This is a genomic window from Nocardioides albertanoniae (assembly GCF_006716315.1).
GTDB classification, from domain to species: domain Bacteria; phylum Actinomycetota; class Actinomycetes; order Propionibacteriales; family Nocardioidaceae; genus Nocardioides; species Nocardioides albertanoniae.
Map to the genome: position 1 here is coordinate 3,021,433 of NZ_VFOV01000001.1, position 25,252 is coordinate 3,046,684.

At 69.9% G+C, this 25,252-nt stretch carries 26 protein-coding genes; 13 read left to right on the plus strand and 13 right to left on the minus strand.

Going from position 1 to position 25,252, the window contains the following annotated elements; all coding sequences use genetic code 11:
• Position 1: 1 nt before the first annotated feature.
• Positions 2 to 1,504: an aldehyde dehydrogenase family protein gene (locus FB381_RS14545; protein WP_141780944.1), complete on the minus strand. Its 1,503-nt coding sequence runs from the start codon at positions 1,502 to 1,504 to the stop codon at positions 2 to 4.
• Positions 1,505 to 1,626: 122 nt separating this feature from the next.
• On the opposite strand from FB381_RS14545, the gene FB381_RS14550 reads away from it, so the two are divergent.
• Together FB381_RS14550 and FB381_RS14555 are read left to right on the plus strand one after the other, a co-directional pair.
• Complete coding sequence (locus FB381_RS14550) at positions 1,627 to 2,811, plus strand: NAD(P)/FAD-dependent oxidoreductase (protein ID WP_246088121.1); 1,185 nt, start codon at positions 1,627 to 1,629, stop codon at positions 2,809 to 2,811.
• A gap of 94 nt (positions 2,812 to 2,905) precedes the next feature.
• On the plus strand, positions 2,906 to 3,853 hold the full coding sequence (locus FB381_RS14555) for an RNA polymerase sigma-70 factor (RefSeq protein WP_141780946.1): 948 nt from the start codon (positions 2,906 to 2,908) through the stop codon (positions 3,851 to 3,853).
• 84 nt (positions 3,854 to 3,937) lie between these two features.
• Here the strand turns inward: FB381_RS14555 and FB381_RS14560 are convergent, their stop codons facing one another.
• The 3 genes from FB381_RS14560 to FB381_RS14570 all read right to left on the minus strand — a co-directional run bounded on the left by FB381_RS14560 (position 3,938) and on the right by FB381_RS14570 (position 7,012).
• The gene (locus tag FB381_RS14560) at positions 3,938 to 5,290 is read right to left on the minus strand and encodes an MFS transporter (RefSeq protein WP_141780947.1); all 1,353 of its coding nucleotides are present in this window, start codon (positions 5,288 to 5,290) and stop codon (positions 3,938 to 3,940) included.
• 72 nt (positions 5,291 to 5,362) lie between these two features.
• On the minus strand, positions 5,363 to 6,223 hold the full coding sequence (locus FB381_RS14565) for a shikimate dehydrogenase (protein ID WP_141780948.1): 861 nt from the start codon (positions 6,221 to 6,223) through the stop codon (positions 5,363 to 5,365).
• 132 nt (positions 6,224 to 6,355) lie between these two features.
• Positions 6,356 to 7,012 carry a TetR/AcrR family transcriptional regulator gene (locus FB381_RS14570; protein ID WP_141780949.1) on the minus strand — a complete coding sequence of 219 codons (657 nt, stop codon included), beginning with the start codon at positions 7,010 to 7,012 and terminating at the stop codon, positions 6,356 to 6,358.
• Positions 7,013 to 7,094: 82 nt separating this feature from the next.
• Between FB381_RS14570 and FB381_RS14575 the strand changes: the two genes are divergently transcribed.
• Complete coding sequence (locus tag FB381_RS14575) at positions 7,095 to 8,879, plus strand: bifunctional sugar phosphate isomerase/epimerase/4-hydroxyphenylpyruvate dioxygenase family protein (RefSeq protein WP_141780950.1); 1,785 nt, start codon at positions 7,095 to 7,097, stop codon at positions 8,877 to 8,879.
• Positions 8,880 to 8,990: 111 nt separating this feature from the next.
• Here the strand turns inward: FB381_RS14575 and hppD are convergent, their stop codons facing one another.
• Positions 8,991 to 10,196 (minus strand): 4-hydroxyphenylpyruvate dioxygenase, encoded by a 1,206-nt coding sequence (hppD, locus tag FB381_RS14580; protein ID WP_141780951.1) that lies wholly within the window; start codon positions 10,194 to 10,196, stop codon positions 8,991 to 8,993.
• A gap of 119 nt (positions 10,197 to 10,315) precedes the next feature.
• On the opposite strand from hppD, the gene FB381_RS14585 reads away from it, so the two are divergent.
• On the plus strand, positions 10,316 to 10,786 hold the full coding sequence (locus tag FB381_RS14585) for an Lrp/AsnC family transcriptional regulator (RefSeq protein ID WP_141780952.1): 471 nt from the start codon (positions 10,316 to 10,318) through the stop codon (positions 10,784 to 10,786).
• Between the two features lie 9 nt (positions 10,787 to 10,795).
• Here FB381_RS14585 and FB381_RS14590 read toward each other — a convergent pair whose 3' ends face one another.
• Complete coding sequence (locus tag FB381_RS14590; RefSeq protein WP_141780953.1) at positions 10,796 to 11,209, minus strand: ArsI/CadI family heavy metal resistance metalloenzyme; 414 nt, start codon at positions 11,207 to 11,209, stop codon at positions 10,796 to 10,798.
• 87 nt (positions 11,210 to 11,296) lie between these two features.
• Between FB381_RS14590 and FB381_RS14595 the strand changes: the two genes are divergently transcribed.
• Both FB381_RS14595 and FB381_RS14600 read left to right on the plus strand, forming a co-directional pair.
• Entirely contained in the window at positions 11,297 to 11,650 is a 354-nt protein-coding gene (locus FB381_RS14595) for an ArsR/SmtB family transcription factor (protein WP_141780954.1), read from the plus strand.
• Positions 11,647 to 12,375 carry an aquaporin gene (locus FB381_RS14600; RefSeq protein WP_211352439.1) on the plus strand — a complete coding sequence of 243 codons (729 nt, stop codon included), beginning with the start codon at positions 11,647 to 11,649 and terminating at the stop codon, positions 12,373 to 12,375. Before FB381_RS14595 ends, FB381_RS14600 begins: the two co-directional genes overlap by 4 nt.
• Here the strand turns inward: FB381_RS14600 and FB381_RS14605 are convergent.
• Together FB381_RS14605 and FB381_RS14610 are read right to left on the minus strand one after the other, a co-directional pair.
• On the minus strand, positions 12,347 to 13,441 hold the full coding sequence (locus FB381_RS14605; protein WP_141780955.1) for a sensor histidine kinase: 1,095 nt from the start codon (positions 13,439 to 13,441) through the stop codon (positions 12,347 to 12,349). The two genes, FB381_RS14600 and FB381_RS14605, sit on opposite strands and share 29 nt — an antisense overlap.
• A gap of 19 nt (positions 13,442 to 13,460) precedes the next feature.
• Positions 13,461 to 14,135 carry a response regulator transcription factor gene (locus FB381_RS14610; RefSeq protein WP_141780956.1) on the minus strand — a complete coding sequence of 225 codons (675 nt, stop codon included), beginning with the start codon at positions 14,133 to 14,135 and terminating at the stop codon, positions 13,461 to 13,463.
• Positions 14,136 to 14,220: 85 nt separating this feature from the next.
• Between FB381_RS14610 and FB381_RS14615 the strand changes: the two genes are divergently transcribed.
• Together FB381_RS14615 and FB381_RS14620 are read left to right on the plus strand one after the other, a co-directional pair.
• Positions 14,221 to 15,351: a lipid II:glycine glycyltransferase FemX gene (locus FB381_RS14615; protein WP_141780957.1), complete on the plus strand. Its 1,131-nt coding sequence runs from the start codon at positions 14,221 to 14,223 to the stop codon at positions 15,349 to 15,351.
• Positions 15,352 to 15,381: 30 nt separating this feature from the next.
• The gene (locus tag FB381_RS14620; RefSeq protein WP_141780958.1) at positions 15,382 to 15,963 is read left to right on the plus strand and encodes a VanZ family protein; all 582 of its coding nucleotides are present in this window, start codon (positions 15,382 to 15,384) and stop codon (positions 15,961 to 15,963) included.
• On the opposite strand, the gene FB381_RS14625 is transcribed toward FB381_RS14620, so the two are convergent.
• Positions 15,919 to 17,211 (minus strand): UDP-N-acetylmuramoyl-tripeptide--D-alanyl-D-alanine ligase, encoded by a 1,293-nt coding sequence (locus tag FB381_RS14625; protein WP_246088122.1) that lies wholly within the window; start codon positions 17,209 to 17,211, stop codon positions 15,919 to 15,921. The two genes, FB381_RS14620 and FB381_RS14625, sit on opposite strands and share 45 nt — an antisense overlap.
• 204 nt (positions 17,212 to 17,415) lie before the next feature.
• Here FB381_RS14625 and FB381_RS14630 point away from each other — a divergent pair, with 204 nt between their 5' ends.
• Genes FB381_RS14630 through vanX form a run of 3 tightly spaced genes read left to right on the plus strand, consistent with a single transcriptional unit; the run spans position 17,416 to position 20,082 of the window.
• A complete protein-coding gene (locus FB381_RS14630) occupies positions 17,416 to 18,417 on the plus strand; it encodes a D-isomer specific 2-hydroxyacid dehydrogenase family protein (protein ID WP_141780960.1) in 1,002 nt (333 codons plus the stop codon).
• Complete coding sequence (gene vanA / locus FB381_RS14635) at positions 18,410 to 19,459, plus strand: D-alanine--(R)-lactate ligase (RefSeq protein WP_141780961.1); 1,050 nt, start codon at positions 18,410 to 18,412, stop codon at positions 19,457 to 19,459. The genes FB381_RS14630 and vanA overlap by 8 nt, the downstream gene beginning before the upstream one ends.
• Positions 19,456 to 20,082, plus strand: coding sequence for a D-Ala-D-Ala dipeptidase VanX (gene vanX / locus FB381_RS14640; RefSeq protein WP_141780962.1), 627 nt, complete (start codon positions 19,456 to 19,458; stop codon positions 20,080 to 20,082). The genes vanA and vanX overlap by 4 nt, the downstream gene beginning before the upstream one ends.
• Here the strand turns inward: vanX and FB381_RS14645 are convergent.
• Positions 20,079 to 21,062 (minus strand): hypothetical protein, encoded by a 984-nt coding sequence (locus tag FB381_RS14645; RefSeq protein WP_141780963.1) that lies wholly within the window; start codon positions 21,060 to 21,062, stop codon positions 20,079 to 20,081. The genes vanX and FB381_RS14645 overlap by 4 nt on opposite strands.
• Before the next feature lie 108 nt (positions 21,063 to 21,170).
• Between FB381_RS14645 and FB381_RS14650 the strand changes: the two genes are divergently transcribed.
• Positions 21,171 to 21,776: a TetR/AcrR family transcriptional regulator gene (locus FB381_RS14650; RefSeq protein WP_141780964.1), complete on the plus strand. Its 606-nt coding sequence runs from the start codon at positions 21,171 to 21,173 to the stop codon at positions 21,774 to 21,776.
• Positions 21,777 to 21,877: 101 nt separating this feature from the next.
• On the plus strand, positions 21,878 to 22,882 hold the full coding sequence (locus FB381_RS14655; RefSeq protein WP_141780965.1) for a DUF6528 family protein: 1,005 nt from the start codon (positions 21,878 to 21,880) through the stop codon (positions 22,880 to 22,882).
• Positions 22,883 to 22,909: 27 nt separating this feature from the next.
• Here the strand turns inward: FB381_RS14655 and FB381_RS14660 are convergent, their stop codons facing one another.
• From FB381_RS14660 to FB381_RS14670, 3 genes are read right to left on the minus strand one after another with little or no spacing between them, the layout of a single operon-like run.
• On the minus strand, positions 22,910 to 23,425 hold the full coding sequence (locus FB381_RS14660) for a class III extradiol ring-cleavage dioxygenase family protein (RefSeq protein ID WP_141780966.1): 516 nt from the start codon (positions 23,423 to 23,425) through the stop codon (positions 22,910 to 22,912).
• Positions 23,426 to 23,433: 8 nt separating this feature from the next.
• A complete protein-coding gene (gene folP / locus FB381_RS14665) occupies positions 23,434 to 24,294 on the minus strand; it encodes a dihydropteroate synthase (protein ID WP_141780967.1) in 861 nt (286 codons plus the stop codon).
• Positions 24,294 to 25,211 (minus strand): glucosyl-3-phosphoglycerate synthase, encoded by a 918-nt coding sequence (locus FB381_RS14670; protein ID WP_141780968.1) that lies wholly within the window; start codon positions 25,209 to 25,211, stop codon positions 24,294 to 24,296. The genes folP and FB381_RS14670 overlap by 1 nt, the downstream gene beginning before the upstream one ends.
• Between the last annotated feature and the right edge of the window lie 41 nt (positions 25,212 to 25,252).

Genomic DNA, 25,252 nt, shown 5'->3' on the forward strand with positions numbered 1-25,252 from the left:
GTCACTTGTCCTTCGTGTCGGTGGGCTCGAACCAGCGCTGCGGGACCGGATCGATGTTGTGCCAGATGTGCTTGGTCTCGCGGTATTCGCCGAGCCCGGCCTGGCCGAGCTCGCGACCGAGACCCGACTGCTTGTAGCCGCCCCACTCGGCCTGGGCCACGTAGGGGTGGAAGTCGTTGATCCAGACCGTGCCCATGCGCAACCGGGCGGCGACGCGCTCGGCACGACCGGCGTCGGTGGTCCACACCGCACCGGCGAGGCCGTAGATGGAGTCGTTGGCGATGCGCACCGCATCGTTCTCGTCGGTGAAGGTCTCCACGGTGAGCACCGGCCCGAACGACTCGTCCTGGGTCACGCTCATCTCGGTGGTGCAGTCGTCGAGGATGGTGGGCAGGTAGTAGAAGCCGTCCTGCAGGTCTGGGTCGTCGGGGCGCCTGCCACCGGTCAGGAGGGTGGCGCCTTCGGCCAGCCCCTTCGCGACGTACGCCTCGACCTTGTCGCGATGGGCGCTGCTGGTCAGCGGGCCCGTCTCGGCATCGGCGTCGAAGGGCCCGCCGAGGCGGATCTGCTCGGCGCGCCGGACCAGCTCGGCCACGAAGTCGTCCTTGATCGTGTCCTGCACGATCAGCCGGGCACCGGCCGAGCAGACCTGGCCCGAGTGCAGGAAGACCGCCATCAGGGCGTAGTCGATCGCCGTCTCGCGCTGCGCCGGGTCCTGGACGGCGTCGGCGAAGACGATATTGGGGTTCTTGCCGCCGAGCTCGAGAGCGACTTTCTTGACCGTCGCGGCGGCGTTGGCCATCAGCCGTCGTCCGGTGGCGAGACCACCGGTGAAGGAGACCAGGTCGACGCGCGGGTCCTCGCTCAGCGGAGCACCGGCGGTGGGACCCTCGCCGAGCACGAGGTTGCCGACGCCCGCCGGCAGCCCGGCCTCCTCGAGCACCTTCATCAGGTGGATCGCGGTGTGAGGGGTGATCTCGCTCGGCTTGAGCACGAAGGTGTTGCCCGCCGCCAGGCACGGCGCGACCTTCCACGCCACCTGCAGCAGCGGGTAGTTCCACGGCGTGATCAGGCCGCAGACGCCCACCGGCTCGTGCACGATGCGGCTCTTCACTCCCGGGTCGCCGGTGTCGACGACCCGCCCGGCCTCCTCGGTGGCGGTGTGGCCGAAGTGGCGGAAGACGGAGACCACGTCGGCGACGTCGTACTCCCCCTCCACCAGGCGCTTGCCCGTGTCGAGCGACTCCGCGCGCGCGACGAGCGCGGTGTCGCGCTCGAGCAGGTCGGCGACCTTCAGCAGCAGGTCGCCCCGCTCGCGGGCGGGCGTCGCCGCCCACGCGCCGTCGTCGAAGGCCGCGCGCGCTGCCGCGATCGCGGCGCGGGTGTCCTCCGCCCCGGCCTCGTCGACCTCACCGACGCGCTGACCGTCGGCCGGACACAGGATCGTCCGAGTGCCTCCGCCGACTGCCGAGCGCCATTCCCCACCGATGTACAGGCTCTCCATGGCATCAGACAATCCCGGAACCAGGCCCTGGTCAATCCCTCGTGGGCCCTTATCACGCGGTGTCACACTCGGGACATCCCCGGGGTCCTAGAGGTATGAGCCTCGAGAATCAGGAGATCCCCATGAACAAGCAGGACCACGTGGTGGTCGTCGGCGGTGGGTACGCCGGCGTGATGGCCGCCAACCGGCTGACCAAGCGGGACGACATCGCGATCACCCTGGTCAACGCTCGCGACCACTTCGTCGAGCGCATCCGGCTGCACCAGCTCGCCGCCGGCAACGACGACGCGGTCGCCGACTACGCCGACGTGCTCAGCCCGCGGGTGCGCCTGGTCGTCGGCACCGTGTCGGCCATCTCGGCGGCTGCGCGGACGGTCGTGCTCAAGGACGGGCAGGAGGTGGCGTACGACTATCTGGTCTATGCCGTCGGCAGCACCGGGACGATGCAGGCGGCCGGCGCCGCGGAGCACGCCTACGGGGTCGCGAGCTTCGAGGAGGCGACCCGGCTGCGCGCGGTGCTGGACGCGACGCCCACGCAGGCGCCGGTGGTCGTGGTCGGCGGCGGCCCGACCGGGATCGAGGTGGCCTCCGAGCTCGCCGAGCTGGGGCGCAACGTCTCCATGGTCTGCGGCGACGGGCTGGGCCCGTGGTTGCACGAGAAGGGACGGGCCGACGCCGATCGTGCGCTACGCGGTCTCGGGGTCGGCATCATCGAGGGAGCCCGGGTGAGCGAGGTGCTCGAGGGCCGCGTACGCCTCGACGACGGTCGCGAGCTGGCCAGCGCGGTGACGATCTGGACCGCCGGGTTCACCACGCCGGACCTCGCGCGAGCGAGCGGTCTGTCGACCGACGATCTCGGCCGGCTGGTCACCGACGAGACCCTGACCAGCCTCGACGACGACCGGATCATCGCCACAGGTGATGCCTCGGCCCCCTCCGGGGATCCGTACCGGATGAGCTGCCAGGCTGCCAACCAGCTCGGACCGCTCGCCGCGGAGACCGTGCTCTCCCGCCTCGCGGGCCACCGGCCCGAGCCGATCAGCATCAGCTTCGTGGGTCAGTGCATCAGCATCGGCCGCGGGCTCGGCCTGCTGAACTTCGCTCGCCGCGACGACTCGGCCGTGCGTGCCCGCATCCACGGCGCGCCCGCGGCGAAGATCAAGGAGCTGGTCTGCCGCAGCACGGTCTGGGCCCTCTCGATGGAGGCACGCCACCCCGGCTTCACGCCCAAGGTCACCGACAGGTCGCGCGCCGGCCGGGTGCGGGCGAGCGAGGCCGCGCCGCTGGCATCGGTCGGGCGAGCGTAGCGCCGCTCGGGCGGGGTGGATGTCACGGGTGGATGTCACGGTCGTGGGCGCTGTCTCGTCCTGGGGCCATGATGATGTTCGAAGGAGGACGACCGTGACACCTGAGACCGAGCTCGAGTTCGAGGAGCTGCGACCGCTGCTCTTCTCGATCGCCTACCGCATCCTCGGCAGCGTCAGCGAGGCTGAGGACGCGGTGCAGGAGACGTGGCTGCGGCTCGCGGCTGCGGGCACCCAGCCCGACTCGCTGAAGGCCTATCTCTCCACCGTGGTCACCCGCATCTCGATCGACGTGCTCCGCTCCGCGCGGATGCGGCGCGAGACGTACGTCGGGCCCTGGTTCCCCGAACCGCTGCCGACCGACTCCCACGGCGGTGAGCGTGAGGACGTCTACGGCAGCCCGGAGCGTGCGAGCGAGCTCGCCGACTCGGTCTCGATGGCCGCGCTGATGCTCCTCGAGCGCCTCAGCCCGCTCGAGCGCGCGGTCTTCGTGCTGCGCGAGGTCTTCCACTTCGGCTTCGCCGACATCGCCACCGCTGTCGACCGCTCGGAGGCCGCCTGCCGTCAGCTCGCCTCGCGGGCCCGCCGTCACATGGACGACGGCAAGACGCGGTTCGAGGCCGACCGGCGCAAGCGTGCCGAGCTGGCCGACCGCTTCTTCGAGGCGTTGCGCGACGGCGACCTCGACGACCTGCGGGCCCTGCTCGCCGCCGACGTCGAGACCGTCAACGACGGTGGCGGCGTCGCCGGCGGCGTCGGCGGCCGGTTCGGCGCGGAGAAGGCCGCCCGCATCCTGATCACCGCGGTGCCACCCCTGCTCGCCATCGGCGCCCGGCTCGAGCAGCGCGAGCTCAACGGCGAGCCGGGCGCGATCCTCCGCGACGCCGACGGCTCCGTGCTCGGCACCTGGACCCTCGACATCCTCGACGGCCAGATCCAGCGGATCCGCTCGGTCACCAACCCCGACAAGCTCGGCCATCTCGGTCCGGTGGCAGACCTGAAGGAGGTCCTACGCCGCCGCAACCGCCACCGCCGCGAGCGGTGACGCCGCTGGTCGAGCCGCTCGCTGGTCGAGCCGCCGGAGCCGCTAGGCGGAGGCGGCTTCGCGGCTCGACCAGCGGAGGGACCCTCAGACGCTCACGCGCTGCGGTGTCGCCGTCCGCAGACCGAGGCCGGCGGTGCGTACGTCCTTGGTCTCGCGTGCGGTCAGGGCGGCGACCACCGCGACGAGGCAGACCACCACCGTGTAGCCGGAGGTGACCACCCAGCCACCCTCGCGTACGCCGCCCAGAGCAGTGACGATCGACGGCGTGAACCCGGCCAGCATGAATCCGATCTGGGTGCCGATCGCGACGCCGGAGAAGCGCACCGGCGTGGAGAACATCTCGCCGTAGAACGAGGGCCACACCGCGTTGGCGGCCGCATAGCCGAAGGAGAACGTCACCACCGCGAGCACGAAGACGAGCAGCTCGCTGCCCTGGCTCATCGAGAGCAGGTAGAACGGCATCAGGACCGCACTGGCCACCGCACCGTAGATGAAGACCGGCTTGCGGCCGACCCGGTCGGCGAGCCGGCCGAACATCGGCTGGGTGAACAGCGCGGCGACATTGGCGGCCACGACCAGCCACAGGGTGATCGAGTCGACCATGCCGACCTCGACGCCGTAGGCGATGGCGAGGTTGCCGAAGACCGTGGAGACGGCGGCGATGAAGGCGCAGCAGACCACCCGGAGCACGTCGGCCCAGTGGTCGCGCAGCAGCACCGCGAGGGGCAGCTTGGCGACCTCGTTGTTGGCCTTGGCCTCCTCGAACTCGGGCGTCTCGTTGAGCCGGGCGCGGATGAAGAAGGCGACCAGCACGACGACGGCGGAGAGCCAGAACGGGATCCGCCAGCCGATGCCGTACTTGATGTCGTCGGGCAGCGCGACCACCGGGATGAACACCAGCGCGGCCAGGATCTGACCGCCCTGGGTGCCGGTCAGCGTCCACGAGGTGAAGAAGGATCGCCTGTCGTCGGGCGCGTGCTCGAGCGTCAGCGAGCTGGCCCCGGCCTGCTCGCCGGCCGCCGAGAGCCCCTGGAGCAGCCGGCAGAAGACCAGCAGTCCGGGCGCCAGCCAGCCGACCTGGTCAAACGTCGGCAGGCAGCCGATCAGGAACGTGCCGCCACCCATCAGCAGGAGGGTGAACAGCAGCACCTTGCGGCGGCCGATCCGGTCACCGAAGTGACCGACGAAGACGGCGCCGACCGGCCTGGCGACGTACGCGAAGGCGAAGGTCGCGAACGACATCACCAACGCGGAGTCGTCGGCGCTGGGGAAGAAGACGTGCGGAAAGATCAGCGCTGCGGCGGAGCCGAAGACGAAGAAGTCGTAGTACTCCACCGCGCTGCCCATGAAGCTGGCCAGTGCGGCTCTGATCGGGGTCTTGCCTTCGCGGTTCGCTCTGCCGTCGAGGTCAGGGCTGTCGGGGTCGGGTCCCGCCATCGGGTCCTCCTGGGGTAGGTCCGCGGTTTCCTGACCACGGACGGGTGGGGGATGGATCTGTTCGGTTCGAGGTCAGCCGGCTGCGGCCAGCTCGCGGAGGTGGGCGAGCATGCGGTCGGCATCGGGGTCGATGCCGGTGATCAGCCTGAAGGCGTCGACGGCCTGGTAGACCGCCATATGGCCCCCGTGAAGCGTCCTGCTGCCGGCGGCGCGTGCTGCCTCGAGCAGCGCGGTGTCCAACGGCCGGTAGACGATGTCCGCCACCCACAGGTCGGGGCGGAGGAGCTCGGTGTCCAGGGGTGTGCCTGGATGGTCGGCCATGCCGACCGGAGTGCAGTTGACCAGTCCGTCGGCCTCGGGAAGCACGGCGGCCAGCTTGTCGACCTGGATCGCCTCGACGGTGCTCGTGGGGTGGTGGCGGCGGATCTCCTCGACCCGCGCCTGCGCGCGGTCGACCTCCATGTCGGCGATGACGAGCCTCTCGACACCCTGGCTCGCCAGCGCGTGCGCGACGGCCGAGCCCGCCCCGCCTGCTCCCAGCTGGACGACGGTGCCGAGCGGAGCCCCCGGCATTCCCGTACGCAGCGCATGGCCGAACCCGGTCGTGTCGGTGTTGTAGCCGATCGCCTCGCCGCCCTCGAAGACCACGGTGTTGACCGCACCGAGGCTGGCCGCGGTCTCGTCGAGACGGTCGAGGTGCCCGATCACCAGCTCTTTGCACGGGTGGGTGATGTTGAGCGCGTCGAAACCCAAGCGCCGGGCATCCCTCATCAGGTCCCCCACCCCGTCGGCGGGGATCCCCAGATCGGCGATGTCGAGCGTCTTGTAGACGTAGGACAACCCGTGCTCGGCCGCCTCGCGCATGTGCAGCGCGGGGCTCAGCGAGGGTCCGACTCCCGCGCCGATCAGGCCGACCAGGAACGAAGACTTCATCCGGATGATCCTTAATGTACGAACTAGTACGTTATGAGAGTGAAGAGCATCACACCTCGCCCTGGATCGTCAACCCCACACGACGAGAGAGCCCGCCCCGCGATACGGGACGGGCTCTCTCGGCGGGTTTCGTCAGGAAGTCGTCAGCCAGCCGACGACGATGTCGCCGAGGATGCGGCGGTGGCGGGCGCGCACGTCGGGCGCGAGCATGTCGCGCCCGAAGAGGAAGCCGAAGGTGGCGCTGTTGGCGACCTGGAAGACGCAGTAGGAGCTGATCAGCATGTGCACGTCGAGGGCGTCGACGTCGTCGCGGAGCTCACCGGTGCCACGGCCACGAGCGAGGACGTCGTCGAGGAGCGAGGCGGCCGGCGTACCGAGGTCGCGCAGCGACTCGACCTTGCCCAGGTGCTGGCCGTGATGGATGTTCTCGACCGAGACGATGCGGATGAAGGCCGGGTGGTCGTGGTGGTGGTCGAAGGTCATCTCGGCGATCCTGCGCAGCGCGTCGACCGGCGCCAGGTCGTCGGCGCGCAGCGCCTGCTCGGTCTCGCGGATGCCGCGGTAGGCGGCCTCCAGCACGGCGAGGTAGAGCCCCTCCTTGCCGCCGAAGTAGTAGTAGATCATCCGTTTGGTCGTGCGGGTGCGCTCGGCGATCTCGTCGACCCGCGCCCCCGAGTAGCCCTGCTCGGAGAAGACCTCGGTCGCGATCTCGAGCAGCTCGGCCCGCGTGCGCTCGGCGTCTCGAAGTCGCTCGTCCGACCCCTGGGCGGACCGCTGGATTTCGACCATGCCACGAGCCTAGAGCACAGCCGTCTTCCCATCGTCGACCATTGTATGTACCGTTTCGTACATTAACCACGAACGGAGACCCATGCGCACCTCGATCGCCACCGTGTGCCTCAGCGGCGCCCTCGTCCAGAAGATGTACGCCGCGGCCGAGGCCGGCTTCAGTGCGATCGAGATCTTCGAGCCCGACCTCATCTCCGCACCCCAGTCCCCCGAGGAGATCCGGGCGCTCGCCGACCGCCTGGGGCTCTCCCTCGACCTCTATCAGCCCTTCCGTGACGCCGAAGGGGTCGACGAGGAGACCTTCGCGACCGTGCTCCACCGGGCGGAGGCGAAGTTCGCCCTGATGCGGCGGCTCGGGATCGAGACGATGCTCGTGTGCAGCAACGTCGCCACCGCGACCATCGATGACGACGAGGTCTCCGCCCGGCAGCTGCGCCGCCTGGGCGATCTGGCCGCGACGTACGGCGTGAAGCTGGCCTACGAGGCCCTGGCCTGGGGCAGGTTCGTCGACGACTACCGGCGCTCGTGGCGCATCGTCGAGCTCGCCGACCACGCAGCCGTCGGGATCTGCCTGGACAGCTTCCACATCCTCTCCCGTGGCCACGGCCCCAAGCAGATCGAGGAGATCCCTGCCGAGAAGATCTTCTTCCTCCAGCTCGCCGACGCACCCGCGCTGAGAATGGACGTGCTCTCCTGGAGCCGCCACCACCGCCTCTTCCCCGGCGAGGGCAGCTTCGACCTGCCGGCCTTCCTCGGCCACGTGCTCCGGGCGGGCTATGACGGGCCGCTCTCGCTGGAGGTCTTCAACGACACCTTCCGCCAGACCGATCCCGTGCGCACCGCCCGCCAGGCCCAGCGTTCGCTGCGCTGGCTCGCCGACCGCACCGCCGACCTGCTCGGCGAGGAGACCGGCCGGTCGGCTCCGCTCCCCCGGCTGCCCGAGGTTGCCGCGCCGGAGGCCTTCGACTTCGTCGAGATCAAGGCCCCCGACACCTCCGGGGTCGAGGTGCTGCTCGAGCAGATGGGGTTCGCCTTCGGCGGTCGCCACCGCAGCAAGCAGGTGCGCCTGTGGACCTGGGGCGAGGCGCGGATCGTGTGCAACGACGTGCCCAGCGCCTCCCCCGAGCCACACATCGCCGCCGTCGGCTTCGACGTCGCCGACTCGGACGCGGCCGCCGAGCGCGCGGCCCGACTGATGGCGCCGCCGGTCCACCGCCGGACCTACGCCGGCGAGCAGGCCCTACGTGCCTTCGCCTCGCCCGACGGCACCGAGGTCTTCCTCTCCCGGGCCGCAGACTGGATCGCGGAGTTCGACGGCGGCGTCTCGAGCGCTGACGAGCACAGCGCCCGCATCGACCACGTCAACCTGGTCCAGCCCTGGCACAGCTTCGACGAGGCGGTGCTGTTCTACACCAGCGTGCTGTCGCTGGCGCCACAGCCGGCCCAAGAGGTCGCGGGCCCCTCCGGTCTCGTGCGCAGCCAGGTGATGAGCTCACCCGCCGGCGGCGTACGTCTTCCCCTCAACCTGCTTCCGAACGGACAGCAGGGCCGCGCCCAGCACGTCGCGATCGTCTGTGACGACATCGTCGGCGTCGTGACCGCCGCCAGGGGGCGCGGCCTGCGACCGCTCGAGGTGCCCGGCAACTACTACGCCGACCTGGCGGCGCGGTTCGACCTGCCCGACGACCTGATCGACACCCTCCGCGATCTCGATCTCCTCTACGACCGCGACGCCGACGGCGAGTATCTGCACTGCTACACCGAGACCGTCGGCGAGGTCTTCTTCGAGCTCGTCGAGCGGCGCGAGCGCTACGCGGGCTATGGCGCGGGCAACGCCCCCGTCCGCCTGGTCAGCCAGGCCGGCTGACCCGACGCCGAGTCGGCTCGTCCTGACCTGAAAAGCCGCCGAGTCGGCGCGTCTTGACGCGCCGACTCGGCGGTTGAACCGGTCAGGACGAGCCGACTCGGCAGGGACTCGTCAGAAGTTGCCGCGAAGCTCCTGCTCACGCTCGATGGCCTCGAAGAGCGCCTTGAAGTTGCCCTTGCCGAAGCCGAGGGAGCCGTGACGCTCGATCAGCTCGAAGAAGACCGTGGGGCGGTCGCCGACGGGCTTGGTGAAGATCTGGAGCAGGTAGCCGTCCTCGTCGCGGTCGACGAGGATGCCACGCTTCTGCAGCTCCTCGATCGGCACCCGCACCTCACCGATCCGGGCACGCAGCTCGGCGTCCTCGTAGTAGGAGTCGGGGGTGTTGAGGAACTCGATGCCGGCATCGCGCAGCGCGTCGACGGTGGCGAGGATGTCGCCGGTGGCCAGCGCGAGGTGCTGGGCGCCGGGACCCTGGTAGAACTCCAGGTATTCGTCGATCTGCGACTTCTTCTTGGCGATCGCCGGCTCGTTGAGCGGGAACTTCACCCGGTGGTTGCCGTTGGCGACGACCTTCGACATCAGCGCGGAGTAGTCGGTGGCGATGTCGTCACCGATGAACTCGGCCATGTTGGTGAAGCCCATGACACGGCCGTAGAAGTCGACCCACTCGTCCATCTTGCCGAGCTCGACGTTGCCGACGACGTGGTCGAGGGCCTGGAAGAGCCGCTTCGGAGCGCCCTCGGGACGCTTGAAGGTCGAGGTGCGCGCCACGAACCCGGGCAGGTAGGGCCCGTCGTAGCCGCTGCGGTCGACCAGCGTGTGGCGGGTCTCGCCGTAGGTGCCGATCGCGGCGATGCGTACGGTGCCGTGCTCGTCGGTCACATCGTGAGGCTCCTCGAGCACGGTCGCACCCTGGGCGCGGGCGTGCTTGATGCAGCGGTCGACGTCGGGCACCTCGAGGGCGATGTCGACGATGCCGTCACCATGGCGGGCGTGGTGGGCGATGACCTCGCTCTCGGGCGCGACGCCGCCCTTGATCACGAACCGCACTCCCCCGCTGCGCAGCACGTAGGCGTGGTGGTCGCGGTTGCCGGTCTCGGGGCCGGAGTAGGCCTCCAGGTCCATGCCGTAGGCGGAGATGAAGAAGTGGGCGGTCTGGGTGGCGTTGCCGACCGCCCAGACGACCGCGTCCCAGCCGGTGACCGGGAAGGGATCGGAGGTGTCGTCGTAGGCGACCAGGCCGACGAGCTGCTCGAGCTCGGCGAGCCCGAGGCCGGCGAGCTTCTCTTGGTTGGTGAGGGTGTCTGCGATCGTCATGCGGGCAAGTCAAGTGGGCCGGATCACACCAAACAAGTTGACCATCGACGACTGAACAATCTGCGATATCCGACCAGCCTGCACACTCAAACACTAGACATTCTGACTACCATGAGGGCATGTCTTTGGACGACCTCGACGTAGCCCTGCTGGAGACCCTGCACGCTCACCCGCGGGTCGGTGATCTGGAGCTCTCCCGCGTCACCCGGGTCGCCCGCGCCACCGTGCAGAGCCGGCTGCGCAAGATGGCCGAGGCGGGCGTGATCCGCGACTGGGCGCCGACCATCGATCCGGCAGCCGCGGGCCACGCCGTGCAGGCCTTCGTGACCCTGGAGATCTCCCAGGGCGCCCTCGACGACGTCCGTGACGACCTCGCCGAGATCCCCGAGGTGCTGGAGGCGTATGTGACCACCGGCTCCTTCGACGTCTTCTGCAAGGTGGCGACCGCGTCCCACACCAAGCTGCAGGAGGTGCTCGTACGCATCGACCAGTCGCACGCCGTGGTCCGCTCGACCAGCGTGGTCACCCTGTCCACGCTGATCGAGCCACGTACGTTGGACCTGCTGCGCACCGGCGCGAGAGCTCGTTGACAGGTCCGCCTAGGCGCAGCAGGGCGATGCCTCCTCGGCCGTCGCGCACATGAGCGGAGCCTCGCCGAGCACGGTGTAGACCTCCCAGCGCTCGCCGTCCGGCGCACCTTCGACCCAGAACTTGTCCTGCTTGGCATAGCAGCATTCGGTGCCGCGCTCCTCGATCGAGGCGAACCCGGCATCGGCCAGGCGGGTCTGCTCCGCATCGACGATGTCGGTGTCGGCGACCTCGACCCCGAGGTGGTTGAGCGAGCCGCCCCTGCCCGGGCTCTCCATCAGGACCAGCTTGAGCGGTGGCTCGGCGACAGCGAAGTTCGCATAGCCGCGGCGGACCTTCGCGGTCTCAGTGGCGAAGAGCTTGGTGTAGAACGCGATCGACGACTCGAGGTCGTCGACGTTGAGGGCCAGCTGCAGGCGTGACATCGGAATCTCCTTACATAGATGAACGTCTATGTAGCCGAGATTGCCGCCCACATCGACATCAGTCAATATAGATATATGTCGAATTCCATGTCCGCTGCGCTGGAGCTGACCCCGATCGGCGAGGCGGCCTGCTGCCCGCCGCTGACCAAGCAGCCCATCACCGCCCAGCAGGCCGCTTCGGTGGCGCCGATGCTCAAGGCGCTGGCAGATCCCGTACGCCTCCGGCTGCTCTCCCTCGTCGCCGCGCACGAGGACGGCGAGGCGTGCGTGTGCAACCTCAACGACGCCTTCGACCTCTCCCAGCCGACCATCAGCCACCACCTCAAGGTGCTCCACGGCGCGGGCCTGCTCGACCGCGACAAGCGCGGCACCTGGGTCTACTACCGCGTACGCCGCGAGGCGCTCGCCGGCCTCGGCACCTTGCTCGGTGGGGCGGTGTGAACGGGCTCGCACGACGGCTCCTCGCCGAAGGCGTCGGCACCGCGCTCCTCGTCTGCGTCGTGGTCGGCTCGGGTATCGCGGCCGAGCAGCTCTCCCCCGACGACGTCGGTCTGCAGCTGCTGGAGAACTCGCTGGCCACCGTCTTCGGGCTGGCGACCCTGATCCTTCTCCTCGGTCCGGTCTCCGGGGCCCACTTCAACCCGGCCGTGTCCCTGGCCGACTGGTTCCTCGGCCGCCGCGACGGCAGCGGGCTGAGCCTCCCGGAGGTCGGGGCGTACGCAGCGGCCCAGTGCGTCGGCGGTATCGCCGGTGCGATCGTGGCCAATCTGATGTTCGGCGTCGAGACCACCCTCTCGGCCACGGACCGTGCCTCCGGCCCGCACTTCCTGGCCGAGGTCGTCGCCACGGCGGGCCTGGTCGCCCTGATCTTCTCGCTGGTCCGCACCGGGCGGGCCGCCGTCGCCGCGCCCGCGGTCGGGGCCTACATCGGCGCCGCCTACTGGTTCACGAGCTCGACCAGCTTCGCCAACCCGGCGGTCACGATCGGCCGGGTCTTCTCCGACACCTTCGCCGGCATCGCGCCGGGCAGTGTCCCCGCGTTCGTCGCGGCCCAGGCGCTGGGCGCCGTCGTCGGCGTGGTCCTGGTGCTGGCCCTCTACCCGACGACCTCGGGAGAGCCCGACCGCGAGCCGTCCCTCATCGACGAACCTCTGCCGGGGCGCTAGGCAGCTCCACCGAGACTCGCAGCCCGCCCCCTGCACGAGGCAGGACGGCGAGGTGGCCGTCGTGGGCGTGGGTGATGCTCTTGACGATCGCCAGGCCCAGGCCGACGCCCACCTGGTCACCATGGATGCGCTGCGTGCCTCGCTGGAACGGCTCGGTGAGCGTGGCGACCAGCTCGCGGGAGAGCTCCTCACCGGTGTTGGCGACGGTGAGCACGGCGCTCTTCTCGTTGGCCGCGATGGTGACCGTGACGGAGCCGCCGGGCAGGTTGTGGACGATCGCGTTGTGCACCAGGTTGGTCGTCAGCTGGAGCAGCAGCGCGTAGGACCCGAGAGCCTGAGCCTGCTGGCCGGGCGTCGAGATCGTCAGGCCGCGCTGCTCGGCGAGCGGTAGCAGCACCTCGACCGCCTCCTCGACGACCAGCGACAGGTCGACCGGCTCGCGCCCGAAGGAGCGCCGGTCGGCACGGCTGAGCACGAGCAACGCCTCGGTGAGGTCGATGGCGCGGGTGTTGATGAGCCGCAGCCGCTCGACGAGCTCGCCCACGTCGGGATCGGGGTCGTTGCGGGCCACATCGAGGAGCGTCTGCGTGATGGCCAGCGGCGTACGCAGCTCGTGGGAGGCGTTGGCGGCGAACCGTTGCTGCTCGGCCACCTGCGCCTCCAGCCGAGCGAGCATGTCGTCGAAGCCGTCGGCGAGCTCGCGGAACTCGTCGCCCCGACCCTCGAGCTCGATCCGGTGCGAGAGCGATCCCCCGGCGGCCTCCCGGGTGGCCTCGGTGATCTTCGTCAGCGGAGCCAGCATCCGGCCGGCCAGGATCCAGCCTCCCACCAGGCCGAACAGGAGCAGCACACCCAGCATCGTCGCTGCTCGTGGAGCGAAGGCGCGCTCGAGGTCGGAGCGGTTGGGCACGAACGGCGAACCCCGACCGGGCGCCTGCGGCCACTCCATCCACACCCCGTCGGGCACATACCTGAGCAGGAAGACCCACACCACGGCGAGCAGCAGCGCGCCGGTGACCACGATCACCGCGGCATAGCTGAGCGTGAGCTTGAGCCGCACGCTCATCCCCGGGGGTCTGGCTGCTCTAGCCACTCGGCTCATCCGCATCGATGCGGTAGCCCACACCCGGCACCGTCGCGATGATCGCAGGCTCGCCGAGCCGCTTGCGCAGGGCCGAGACGGTGATGCGTACGGCGTTGGTGAAGGGGTCGGCGTTCTCGTCCCAGGCCCGCTCCAGCAGCTCCTCGGCGCTGATCACGCCGCCTTCGGCAGCGGCGAGCACCTCGAGCACCGCGAACTGCTTGCGGGTCAGCGCGACGTAGCGTCCGTCTCGGTAGACCTCCCGGCGGAACGGGTCGACCCGCAGGCCGGCGATCTCGCGCACCGGAGGCCGGCTGTGGGCGCGGCGCCGGTCGAGGGCCCGCAGCCGCAGCACCAGCTCACGCAGCTCGAACGGCTTGGTCAGGTAGTCGTCGGCACCCAGCTCGAAGCCGGAGGCCTTGTCGTCGAGGCGGTCGGCCGCGGTGAGCATCAGGATCGGCATCCCGGTGCCGGAGGCGACGATGCGCTCGGCGATCTCGTCGCCCGACGGCCCGGGGATGTCGCGGTCGAGCACGGCGATGTCGTAGGAGTTCACGCTGAGCATCTCCAGAGCCGTGTCGCCGTCACCGGCGACGTCGGCGGCGATCGCCTCCAGGCGCAGCCCGTCACGGATCGCCCCCGCCATCAACGGCTCGTCCTCGACCACCAGCACCCGCATGCTCCGATCCTAGGTGGATGACATATCGCCGACGTATCCGAAATGCCATACGCCCTGGCGACATCTGCACCGGTTGACTGCCATGGTGACCTTCACCGTCAGACCGATCAGCCCCGCCGAGCACCTCGACCACGTCCGGTCGCAACGTTCGGTCAGCTTCCTGCAGACGCCCGCCTGGGCCGGGGTCAAGACCGAGTGGCGCAGCGAGTCGCTGGGTTGGTACGCCGGCGACCGGCTCGTCGGGACCGGGCTGGTGCTGCACCGGCCGGTGCCGCGGCTGGGCCGCACACTGGCCTACCTGCCGTGGGGTCCGGACATCGACTGGGCGGGCGGGCTCACGGTCTGGTTCCCGCCGCTGGTCTCCTACCTGCGCTCCCAGGGCGCCTTCGCGATCCGGATCGCTCCCCCGGTGCCCACCGACACCTGGACCGCGGCGCAGGTCAAGGACGGGATCGCCGACCCCGATGTCGTACGCCTCACCGACCTCCCCGGCTCGATCAGCAGCGTCGGCGCCGAGGTGACTCGCTACCTCCGCGAGGCCGGCTGGATCCCGCAGAACCCCGAGCACGGGTTCGGGGCGGGGCAGCCGCAGTTCACGTACGAGATCCCGCTGCGGCACGCCGACGGCACCGCCCGCTCCGAGGACGACGTGCTCCGCGGCATGAACCAGCTGTGGCGGCGCAACATCAAGAAGGCCGTCAAGGCCGGCGTCGAGGTCACCACCTCCGCCGGCGGCGAGGATCTGAAGGCCTTCCACGACCTCTACGTCCACACCGCCGAGCGCGACCGGTTCACCGCGCGGCCGCTGGCCTACTTCGAGAAGATGTTCGCCGCGCTGTCCGCAGAAGAGCCGGGGCGCATCGCGCTCTACCTCGCCCGTCACCACGGCGACCTGGTCGCCGCGACGATCTACGTCCGCGTCGGCGCTCACGCCTGGTACGTCTACGGCGCCTCCTCGACCGATAAGCGCGACGTACGCGGCTCCAACGCCCTGCAGTGGGCGATGATCCGCGACTCGCTGGCCGCGGGCTGCGACGTCTACGACCTGCGCGGCATCACCCCGACGCTGGCCGCCGACGACCCGCACGTCGGGCTGATCCAGTTCAAGGTCGGCACCGGCGGGCAGGCGGTGAGGTACGTCGGCGAGTGGGACCTGCTGCTGCGGCCGGTCCTCTACCGAGCGTTCGACCTCTACATGAGACGGCGCGGGCGCTGAGCCAGCCTGACAGTAAGAAATGGGGATCCAATGATCGTGAACGAATCGGGCTCGCTGACCGAGACCGGCGTCGTCATGCTGACGGTGCTGGCGCTTCCGGCGGCCGTGATGGCGGTGCCGGTGCTGGCGACGCTGCGTCGAGCTCTCGGGGTCGCGTGGCCACGGGCGTGGCGTTACTCGCTGGCCGAGGTCGCCATCGTCTACGGCACCGTGCCGGGCGTGCTGCTGACCCTGCTGCCCGGCAACAACGGCATCCTGTCGGGCAACGTGAGCCTGGTGCCCTTGGAAGACATGTCGACCATGGGCCCCGTCGGGCTGATCGGCAACCTGCTGATCTTCGCCGCGCTGGGCTTCTTCGGCCCCATCCGCTTCCCGGCGCTCCGCTCGGTGTGGCGGGTCCTGATCCTGGCCGGCACGGCCTCGGCGTCGATCGAGGCGCTGCAGCACCTGCTGCCGATCGGCCGGGTCTCCTCGGTCGACGACATCATCCTCAACGCCGGAGGCGCCGCCCTGGCCTCGATCCTGTCGTGGCCCTGGTGGCGCCGCCGGCACACCCGGCGGGTGGCCTCAGAGCAGCGCCGCGGCGACCTGGTCGAGGCGGGCTCCGCGTGAGGCCTTGAGGAGCACGGCGTCGCCGGGAGCGAGGTGGGTGCGCAGCCACTCGATCGCGGCGGCGTTGTCGGACAGCGCGACCGCCCGCCGGCCCGCGCCGTCGGCGATGTCGGCGGCGGCCCCGCCGACGGTAACGACGAGGTCGGCCTTGGTGGCGGCGTACGTCCCGATCTCGTGGTGTGCGTCGCGGCTGGTCTCGCCGAGCTCGAGCATCTCGCCGAGCACGGCGATGCGGCGTCCGGCTTCGATGGAGGCCAGCGCGTCCAGGCCGGCCTTGGTCGACTCGGGGTTGGCGTTGTAGGAGTCGTCGAGGAGCATCGCGCCGTTGGAGAGGGTGCGCAGCTCCATGCGCCACTTCGAGATCGAGGTGGTGCTCAGCGCCGCCGCGGCCTGCTCGAGCGCGACGCCGGCCGCCAGGCCCGCGGCCGCTGCGGCCGCGGCATTGAGAGCCCAGTGGGCGCCGACGAGCGGCAGCGTGACGACCACCTTCCCACCTCGCTCGGGCGGAGGCTCGTGCTGCAGGGTGAACGAGGGCCGGCCGAGGCGGTCCAGGGCGAGATCGCCGACGCGTACGCTCGCCCGCTCGCCGGCGCCGAAGGCCAGCACCGGTCCGGCGGTCAGATCGCCCATGGCGAGCACCCGCGGATCGTCGGCGTGGAGGACGGCCGAGCCGCCCACGGCCAGACCACGCACCAGCTCGCTCTTGGCGGTCGCGATCGCCTCCCGCGACCCGAACTCGCCCAGGTGAGCTCGGCCGACGTTGGTGACCACGGCGATGTCGGGCGCCACCAGTGCGGTCAGGTCGGCGATGTCGCCGATGTGGCGCGCGCCCATCTCCAGCACGAGGAACCTGGTGGTCGCCTCGGTGCGCAGCATCGTCAGGGGCACCCCGAGCTCGTTGTTGAACGAGCCGGAGGTGGCAACGGTCGGCGCCGCGCTCGAGAGCACCGCCTCCATCATGTCCTTGGTGCTGGTCTTGCCCTGGGAGCCGGTGATCGCGACGACGGTCAGCCGGTCGCGCAGCATCGTGATGACGTGGGCGGCCAGGCGCTGGAGCGCCTCCTGCGCATCGTCGACGACGACGGTCGGGAGCGCGGTCGGGCGGGACCCGAGCACCGCGACGGCGCCGGCCTCGGCCGCCTGGGGCGCGTACGCATGACCGTCGGTGTGCTCACCGGCGAACGCCACGAACAGGCCGCCCGGCCGGGCCTCGCGGCCGTCGATCACGGCCGGGGCGCTCACCGTCACCGACCCGTCTCCGAAGACCTTTCCTCCGACAAGGGAAGCAATTTCGTCCACACTGAGGGGAATCATCCCTCCAGCAGACGAAATACGCTGTTGCCGGCGCGTATCCGATAATCGATATGCCGACGATATGCGGCGCGCACATATCGTCGGCATATCGGAAACTTCATACGGGCCGGCAACTCGCCGTGGTGTGTGCTGGCACAGATGAGATACCACGAACCGCCACCGACCGATCGCTGCGCGATCACGGTCTATGGGTGCGCTCCCGACGAGGCGCTGCTCTTCGAGTCACTGGCGCCGAGGATCGGAGTGCGCCTGCAGGTCACCTCCGAGGCGATATCCACCGACAACGCCGAACTGGCAGCCGAGAGCCGGTGCATCAGCGTGAGCCACAAGAGCCCGATATCGAACCAGACACTGCTGAGGCTGAAACAGCTCGGAGTCGGCTATATATCGACGCGGAGCGTCGGTTTCGACCACATCGATGTCGAATTCGCCGAAAGCATCGGGATAACGGTCGGAAACGTCGCCTATTCGCCCGACTCGGTCGCTGACTACACGTTGATGCTGATGCTCATGGCGATACGTCAGGCGAAGTCGACGATCCGTCGCACCGACGACCACGACTACCGCCCCGCGACCACGCGGGGCCGCGAGCTGCGCGACCTGACCGTGGGGGTCGTCGGCACCGGGCGGATCGGCGCGGCGGTCATCGACCGACTGCGCGGCTTCGGCTGCGACGTGCTCGCCCATGACATCCGGCCCCGACCCGCGACCGAGGGAGTCGCGCACGTCGACCTGGACACGCTGGTCGAGCGCAGCGACATCGTCACGCTCCACGCCCCGCTCAGTGCGGAGTCGCACCATCTGCTCGACCGGCGGCGCATCGACCGGATGCGCCCGGGCGCGTACGTCGTCAACACCGGTCGCGGCGCGCTCGTCGAGACGCCGGCGCTCATCGCCGCGCTCGACGACGGCCGGCTAGGCGGTGCGGCGCTGGACGTGATCGAGGGCGAGCAGGGCATCTTCTACGCCGACCTGCGTGGACGCGAGGTGCCGAACGGCTGGCTGGCACGGCTCCAGGAGATGCCGAATGTGCTGGTCAGCCCCCATATCGCTTACTTCACCGACCATGCCCTGCGGGACACGGTCGAGAACTCCATCGTGAACTGTCGTGAATTCGAAAGCAGGTTTCAGCATGTCTAAGCGCAAGGTCGGCATCATCTTCGGTGGTGTCTTCGAGGAGCACCCGGTCTCGGTGAAGTCGGCACAGGAGGTCGCGAAGCACCTCGACCCCGACACGTACGAGGCCTACTGGATCGGTATCACCAAGAGCGGCGACTGGCGCCTGTGCGACGGGCCCGACCCGAGCTGGGAGGACGGCGCACACCGCCCGGTCGTGCTCTCCCCCGACCGCAGCGTCCACGGTCTGCTCGTGCTCGGCCAGGACGACCACGCCGGCAGCTACCAGACGATCCGGCTCGACGTCGTGCTCCCGGTGTTGCACGGCAAGCTCGGCGAGGACGGCGCGATCCAGGGGCTCCTCGAGCTCTCCGGGATCCCCTACGTCGGCTGCGACGTGCAGAGCTCGGCGCTGTGCATGGACAAGTCGCTGGCCTACACGGTGCTTGCCGAGGCCGGCATCGCGACGCCGGCGCACCGGACCTTCTTCCCGGGCGACGCGATCGATCCCGGCGTACTCGCCTATCCGGTCTTCGTGAAGCCGGCCCGCTCCGGGTCATCCTTCGGCGTCAGCAAGGTGACCTCGGCCGCGGAGCTGGACGAGGCGGTCGCGACCGCGCGGCAGTACGACGAGAAGGTGCTCATCGAAGACGGCGTCGTGGCCGAGGAGATCGGCTGCGCGATCCTCGGCAACGGCGACGACCTCATCACCGGCGAGGTCGACCATGTCGCGCTCTCGCACGGCTTCTTCAAGATCCACCAGGAGGACGCTCCCGAGACCGGCTCGGAGAACGCGACCTTCATCGTGCCGGCCGACATCCCCGCCGAGGCGCAGGAGCTGGTCAAGACCGAGGCGCAGCGGGTCTACCGCGCGCTCGGCTGCCGCGGTCTGGCCCGCGTCGACATGTTCCTCAAGGCCGACGGCACCGTGGTGCTCAACGAGGTCAACACCCTGCCCGGGCTCACCTCCTACAGCCGCTACCCGCGGATGATGGCCGCCGCAGGAGTCTCGATGCCCGACCTGCTCGACCGCGCGGTCTCCCTGGCGCTGGAGGTGTCGCGATGATCGAGAGGTTCGGTTACATCGACGAGCTGGTGCCCGGCATCCGCTGGGACGCCAAGTACGCCACCTGGGACAACTTCACCGGACGGCCGGTCGACGGCTACCTGGTCAACCGGATCATCGGCACCCGCGAGCTGTGCCTCGCGCTGACGCAGGCGCGTGAGGAGGCCGCCGTCCTCGGCTTCGGGCTGCTGCTGTGGGACGGCTACCGCCCGCAGCGCGCCGTCGACGCGTTCCTGCGCTGGTCCCGGGAGCCCGAGCCCCAGGACGGGCACGAGGACGGGCAAGGCAAGCGGCGACACTATCCCGCCATCAGCCGCCCCGAGATGTTCGAGCGGGGCTACGTCGCCACGAAGTCGGGCCACAGCCGCGGCAGCACCCTCGATCTGACCCTCTTCGACCTGGCCTCGGGCGACCTGGTCGACATGGGCGGCGACCATGACCTGATGGACGAGATCTCCCACCACGGCGCCGCGGGCATCACCCCCGCCCAGACGAGGAACCGCGAGCAGCTGTGCACGGTCATGGAGGCGTCCGGGTTCGGTCGCTACGACAGCGAGTGGTGGCACTACTCGCTCGTCGAAGAGCCCTACCCGGACACCTACTTCGACTTCCCGGTCGACTAGCCGACGGGCTCCAGCTCGCGCTCGGCCTCCTCGGACGCCGCACGGCCCTTCTCGCGGTGCGGCAGCAGGGTCAGCAGCAGCCCGGCTCCCGCCCAGCAGCCGAGCACGATCAACGGCATGGCGGTGCCGGCGCCGTCGAAGAACGAGAAGCCGCGCAGCGCTGAGCCGGCCGCCCCCGGGGGCAGCAGCTGGCCGAGCCAGCCGAACGGCACCATCTCGGGCGCGGAGGTGATCCCGGAGAGCGGGTTGCCGACCAGCAGGGTGAGCAGCGCGATGACCCCGACACCGGCGACACCGATGATGTGGCGCAGACCGATGATCGGGAGCGCGACGGCGAGGATGCCGAGGGCGACGACGCCGGCATTGGCCAGGTAGCTGCCCTCGAGAGCGCCGAGCCAGCCCTGGACGACACCGGTCATCGCGAGCCCGCCACCGGCGGCGATCAGGAGGGCGGCCACGACCCGGTCACGCGTGCGGGTCAGCACCAGCGAGGTGATCGCGCCGGCCATGATGCCGCCGATCACCAGCGGCAGCGCCGACGCGCCGAAGACGATGCCGCGCGGATCGTCGTCCGCGCTCGGCACGACGTCGCTCACCTTGGGCTCGGTGCCGGTCTCGGCGCCCATCGCGGTCGCCATCTGGGTGAGCTGCTGGGCGACGTTGGCGCTCGCCGCGGAGGCGACCAGCACCTCCTGGCCCTGAGGACCGGCGAGGATCGCGCCGTACGCCTCACGCTCCTCGATCGCCTCGACCGCCGCCGACCGGTCGGCCACCGCGGTGACCTCGAAGGCGTCCTCCCCCGCGCTGGCGGCGAGCTGGGTCTCGATCTGGGTGACCGCCGCCTCGGGGCCGGCGACCACGAGTGGCAACGACCTGGGTTCCATCTCGCTGGTGGGCCAGGCGAACGCGCTGATGAGCAGGGTGAGCAAGGTGACCAGACCGAGGCTGACCCCGATCACGGCTTTCGCTGATGCGGACATGGCAGTTCCTTAAAAACGAATGTTCATTCTCTTTGGCGCCACTCTCCTCCTCTTCCTCGGATTTATCAAGAATGAGCGTTCGTTTTCTTTTGATGTACGCTGTGTCACATGCCCAAGGTCAGCGACGAGCACCGCACCGAGAAGCGCCAACAGATCATCGCGGCGACACTGCGCTGCGTGGAGCGAGACGGCTTCCACAAGACGACGATGGCCGCCGTCGTGCAGGAGTCCGGCCTCTCGGCCGGCTCGGTCTACACCTACTTCCGCGGGAAGCACGAGATCATCCATGCGATCGCCTCCTCCGGGGTGACCGGCGTCAAGGACGCGATCAGCGACCTCGTCCCCGAGGCCGGCTCCGGCGAGGCCCCTCCCCCGCCCGCACAGGCGCTCCAGGCCGCCACCCAGCACCTCCTGGACTTCTCCGACGAGCTCGGCATCAACCTCCCCCGCATCGCGCTGCAGACCTGGGCCGAGGCCGCCCACGACGAGGAGTTCCTCGCACTCATGGCCCCCGAGGCGCGGGGCATCCGCGCCTCCTGGCTGCGTTATGCCGAGGCAGCCGTCGCCGCGGGCAGGTTCCGCGAGGGCGCCGACCCCGAGAAGATCGCGATCGTGCTCACCGGCCTGCTTCCCGGTTTCATCCTGCAGCGCGTCGTGATGGGCGACGTGACCCCGGAGACCTACGCGGCAGGGCTCACCGACCTGCTCGGCTGAGAGGCGACCGCTAAGCGTGACTCGGGGGCCGGCCGGAGTTCATCGCACGCTCACATGACCTGGCTTCCCTGGATGGACCAGCCATCTGCCAGGGAGAGTCCATGCGCCTGCCAGTCCCCCACCTGTCGGTCCTCACCATCGTCTCCACCATCATCGCCCTGACCACCGCCACGGCGGCTCCGGCCACCGCACAGCCGGCGAGCACCGTCTCGGCCGGCGCGACCAGCATCAACCCCTACGACATCGTGGTCACCGACCAGGCCAGCGACCAGATCATCGTGCTCGACGACGACGCCGCGGGCTGGACCCGCCGATCCCAGAAGTGGCACTGGAAGCCGACCGCCGCCCAGGGTTTCAGCGACCTCACCGACAACTGGGGTCTGCCCGACGAGGCGAAGCTGCGCCATCACGACGGCCACCGCTACCTGCTCACCACCGACTCCTACGGTCTGGCCGCGGTGGTTCCCTACCCCAGCGGCAAGGGCTCCTACTGGGCCGCCGACGTCGGCCGCGCCGACAACGCGCACAGCATCGAGCTCCTGCCGAGCGGCAACGTCGCGGTCACGGCCAGCACCGGCGGCTGGGTGCGCATCTACACCGCCTCCCAGGGTCGGCGTTCCGATGCGTACGTCCAGCTTCCTCTCGCCGGCGCCCACGGTGTCGTCTGGGACCCGGCGACCCAGCTGCTGTGGACCCTCGGCGACCACGAGGTGGTGGGGTTGCGGGTCGGAGGTACGCAGGCCGAGCCGACGCTCACCCGGCGGATCACCCACCAGCTGCCGAGCGACTGGGGCCACGACCTGCAGCTGGTGCCCCACCGGCCCGACCGGCTCTGGGTCACCACCGGCACCCGCGTCTACCAGATGAGCAAGCTGACCGGGCGGTTCCACAGCGACTATCCCGGCGCGGAGACGGTCGACACCGAGGGGATCAAGTCGGTCACCACCAATCCGCACACCGGCCAGATCCTCACGACCAAGACCGAGCCCGGCAACCCCTGCACGTGGTGCACCTCCACCGTGCGGATGCACCTGCCCGCGGACTCACGCACGCTGCCCGACGGTGAGATCTACAAGGCTCGATGGTGGGTCGACTACGCCCGTTGATCAGACGCCGTTGATCAGGCCCAGGAGTCAGGCCCAGCGGGCGACCCAGTAGCGCACGCCGTAGGGGTCGTCGTCGTAGTCGACGGCGACGGTCTCCACGGTCTGCAGCAGGTGGGCCGACCTCACGATCGGGGCCACGTCGGCCAGCAGCTCGTCGGCGAGCCCGAGGTCGATCCCACCCAGCACCTCGACGTCCGGCCTCGCCAACGCCTCGGCGAGCACGTCGTCGAATCCCGCCGCTCGTGGATCGAGGTGGCCAGGTGCCTTCTCCCCACGTCGGGCCGAGCCGTTGCCGACGACGAGGTACGCCGCGCCGCTGTCCACCGGGGCCGTTCCGACCTCGGCCAGCAGCGATGTGGCGACCCGGGTGCCCTGCTCACCGGCGATTACGCGTACGTCCGCACCCAGCCACGCCGCCGCGGCCCGGCACGCGGCACGGAGCTCCTCGACCGGGTCATGGAGCGAGGCGTACTCCGGCAGCAGCGCCAGGCAGCCGGGCACCAACGCCACACGTGTCGCCGGCCCTGTGATCGGATCTGTCATCTGCTCTGTCACTGGAGGGCCCTGATCGCTCGTGCCGGGGGCCGTCGCCCGGCGATCGTCCAGACCATGTCGACGGTCTGCCTGGTCTCGGGCACCTGGTGGACCCGGTAGATGCGCGCGCCGGCCAACGCGCAGACCGAGGTGGCGGCCAGGGTGCCGAGGAGGCGCTCGCCGACCGGTCGGTCGAGCGTCTCTCCCACGAAGTCCTTGTTGGACAGCGAGACCAGCACCGGCCAGCCGGTCTCGACCATCTCCCCCAGCCGTCGGGTGATCTCGAGGGAGTGGAAGGTGTTCTTGCCGAAGTCGTGAGCCGGGTCGATCACGATCGACTCCTTCGCGACGCCGGCGGCGAGGGCTCGCTCGGCGTAGCCGAGGGTCGAGTCGATCGCGTCGCGCACCACGTCGTCGTACTCGATCCGGTAGGGCCTCGTGCGCGGCGTCACGCCACCGGTGTGGGTGCAGACGATCGCGACGTCGTGGGCGGCGGCGACATCGACGAGCTCCGGGTCGGCGCCTCCCCAGGCGTCGTTGATGACGTCGGCACCGGCAGCAGCCACCGCGTCGGCGACCTCCGCGCGCCAGGTGTCGACCGAGATCACCAGCCCCGGAAACTCCGCGCGCACGCTCGCGACGAAGTCGACCACCCGGGCCTTCTCCTCGGCAGCGTCGATCTCCGCGCCGGGGGCCGCCTTGATCCCGCCGATGTCGACGATCTCCGCGCCCTGAGAGGCCACCAGACGTACGCGCTCGAGGGCGGCGTCCTCGGCCCAGGTCGCACCCTTGTCGAAGAAGGAGTCCGGTGTGCGGTTGACGATCGCCATCATCAGCGCGTCGTCATCACCGAAGTCGTGTCGTCCCAGGCGCAGCATCAGCCGACCATATCGCTGGCGGAGGCGGTCGGGAGGGGCGCTCGCTCGAGGAGGCTCACGGTGCGCTCGACGGTCTTGGTGGATCCGTCGATCGGCACGTACTGCCGCAGCCCGACCTCGTCGCCGGCCGGGCCGGTGCCGAGACGGCGCGACATCATGCCGACGATCTGGGTCGCCATCAGGCCGAGGTCGAAGAGCCCCTGGTGGCTGTGGTCGCGTCGGCCGAGGTCGACCTGCGCGATCGCGTCCATCCCGCGGGTGTCCAGGGTGTCGACCAGGGCGGCGAGCTCGACTCCGTAGCCGGTCGGCACGCTGAGCCGCTCGAACAGCGAGCGTCGGATCGACCACTCCCCCGCCAACGGCTGGATCAGGTCTCGCAGCGGCGGGCGGTGCAGTGCCAGGAGCGGTCTGGCCACCAGCTCGGTGACCCGGCCGCCGTCGAGACCGTGCTCGCCGGGGCGATGGTAGAAGCCCTTGACCAGCTCGATCGTAGGATTGTTGACGAGCGGGCCGAGCAGGCCGCGTACGAAATGGGTGTCCCAGTCGGTCAGGTCGGCGTCCATGAAGACGATCAGCTCGCCGGTGGTCACGAACTGCGACTTCCACATGGCCTCGCCCTTGCCCGGATAGGTGCCGAGATCGGGGCGGATCGCGGCTGAGGCGAAGACCGCGGCACCGGCCTCGGAGGCGATGCGCGCGGTCTCGTCGGAGGAGTCGGAGTCGATGACCACGAGCTCGTCGACGAGGTCGGAGGTCTCCATCAGGGTGGTGCGCAGCTTGCTGACCAGGTTGCCGACGGTCGCCGCCTCGTTGCGCGCAGGCACGACGAGACTCACCCGCTGCCCCTGCTTGGCTGCCACCAGGTCGGCGAGCGACCAGTCGTGCCAGTGGTGGGTGTTGCGCTCGGACCAGGGCATGCCCAAATCTTATAGACCCGCGCCTCGCCGACCGGCCCGAG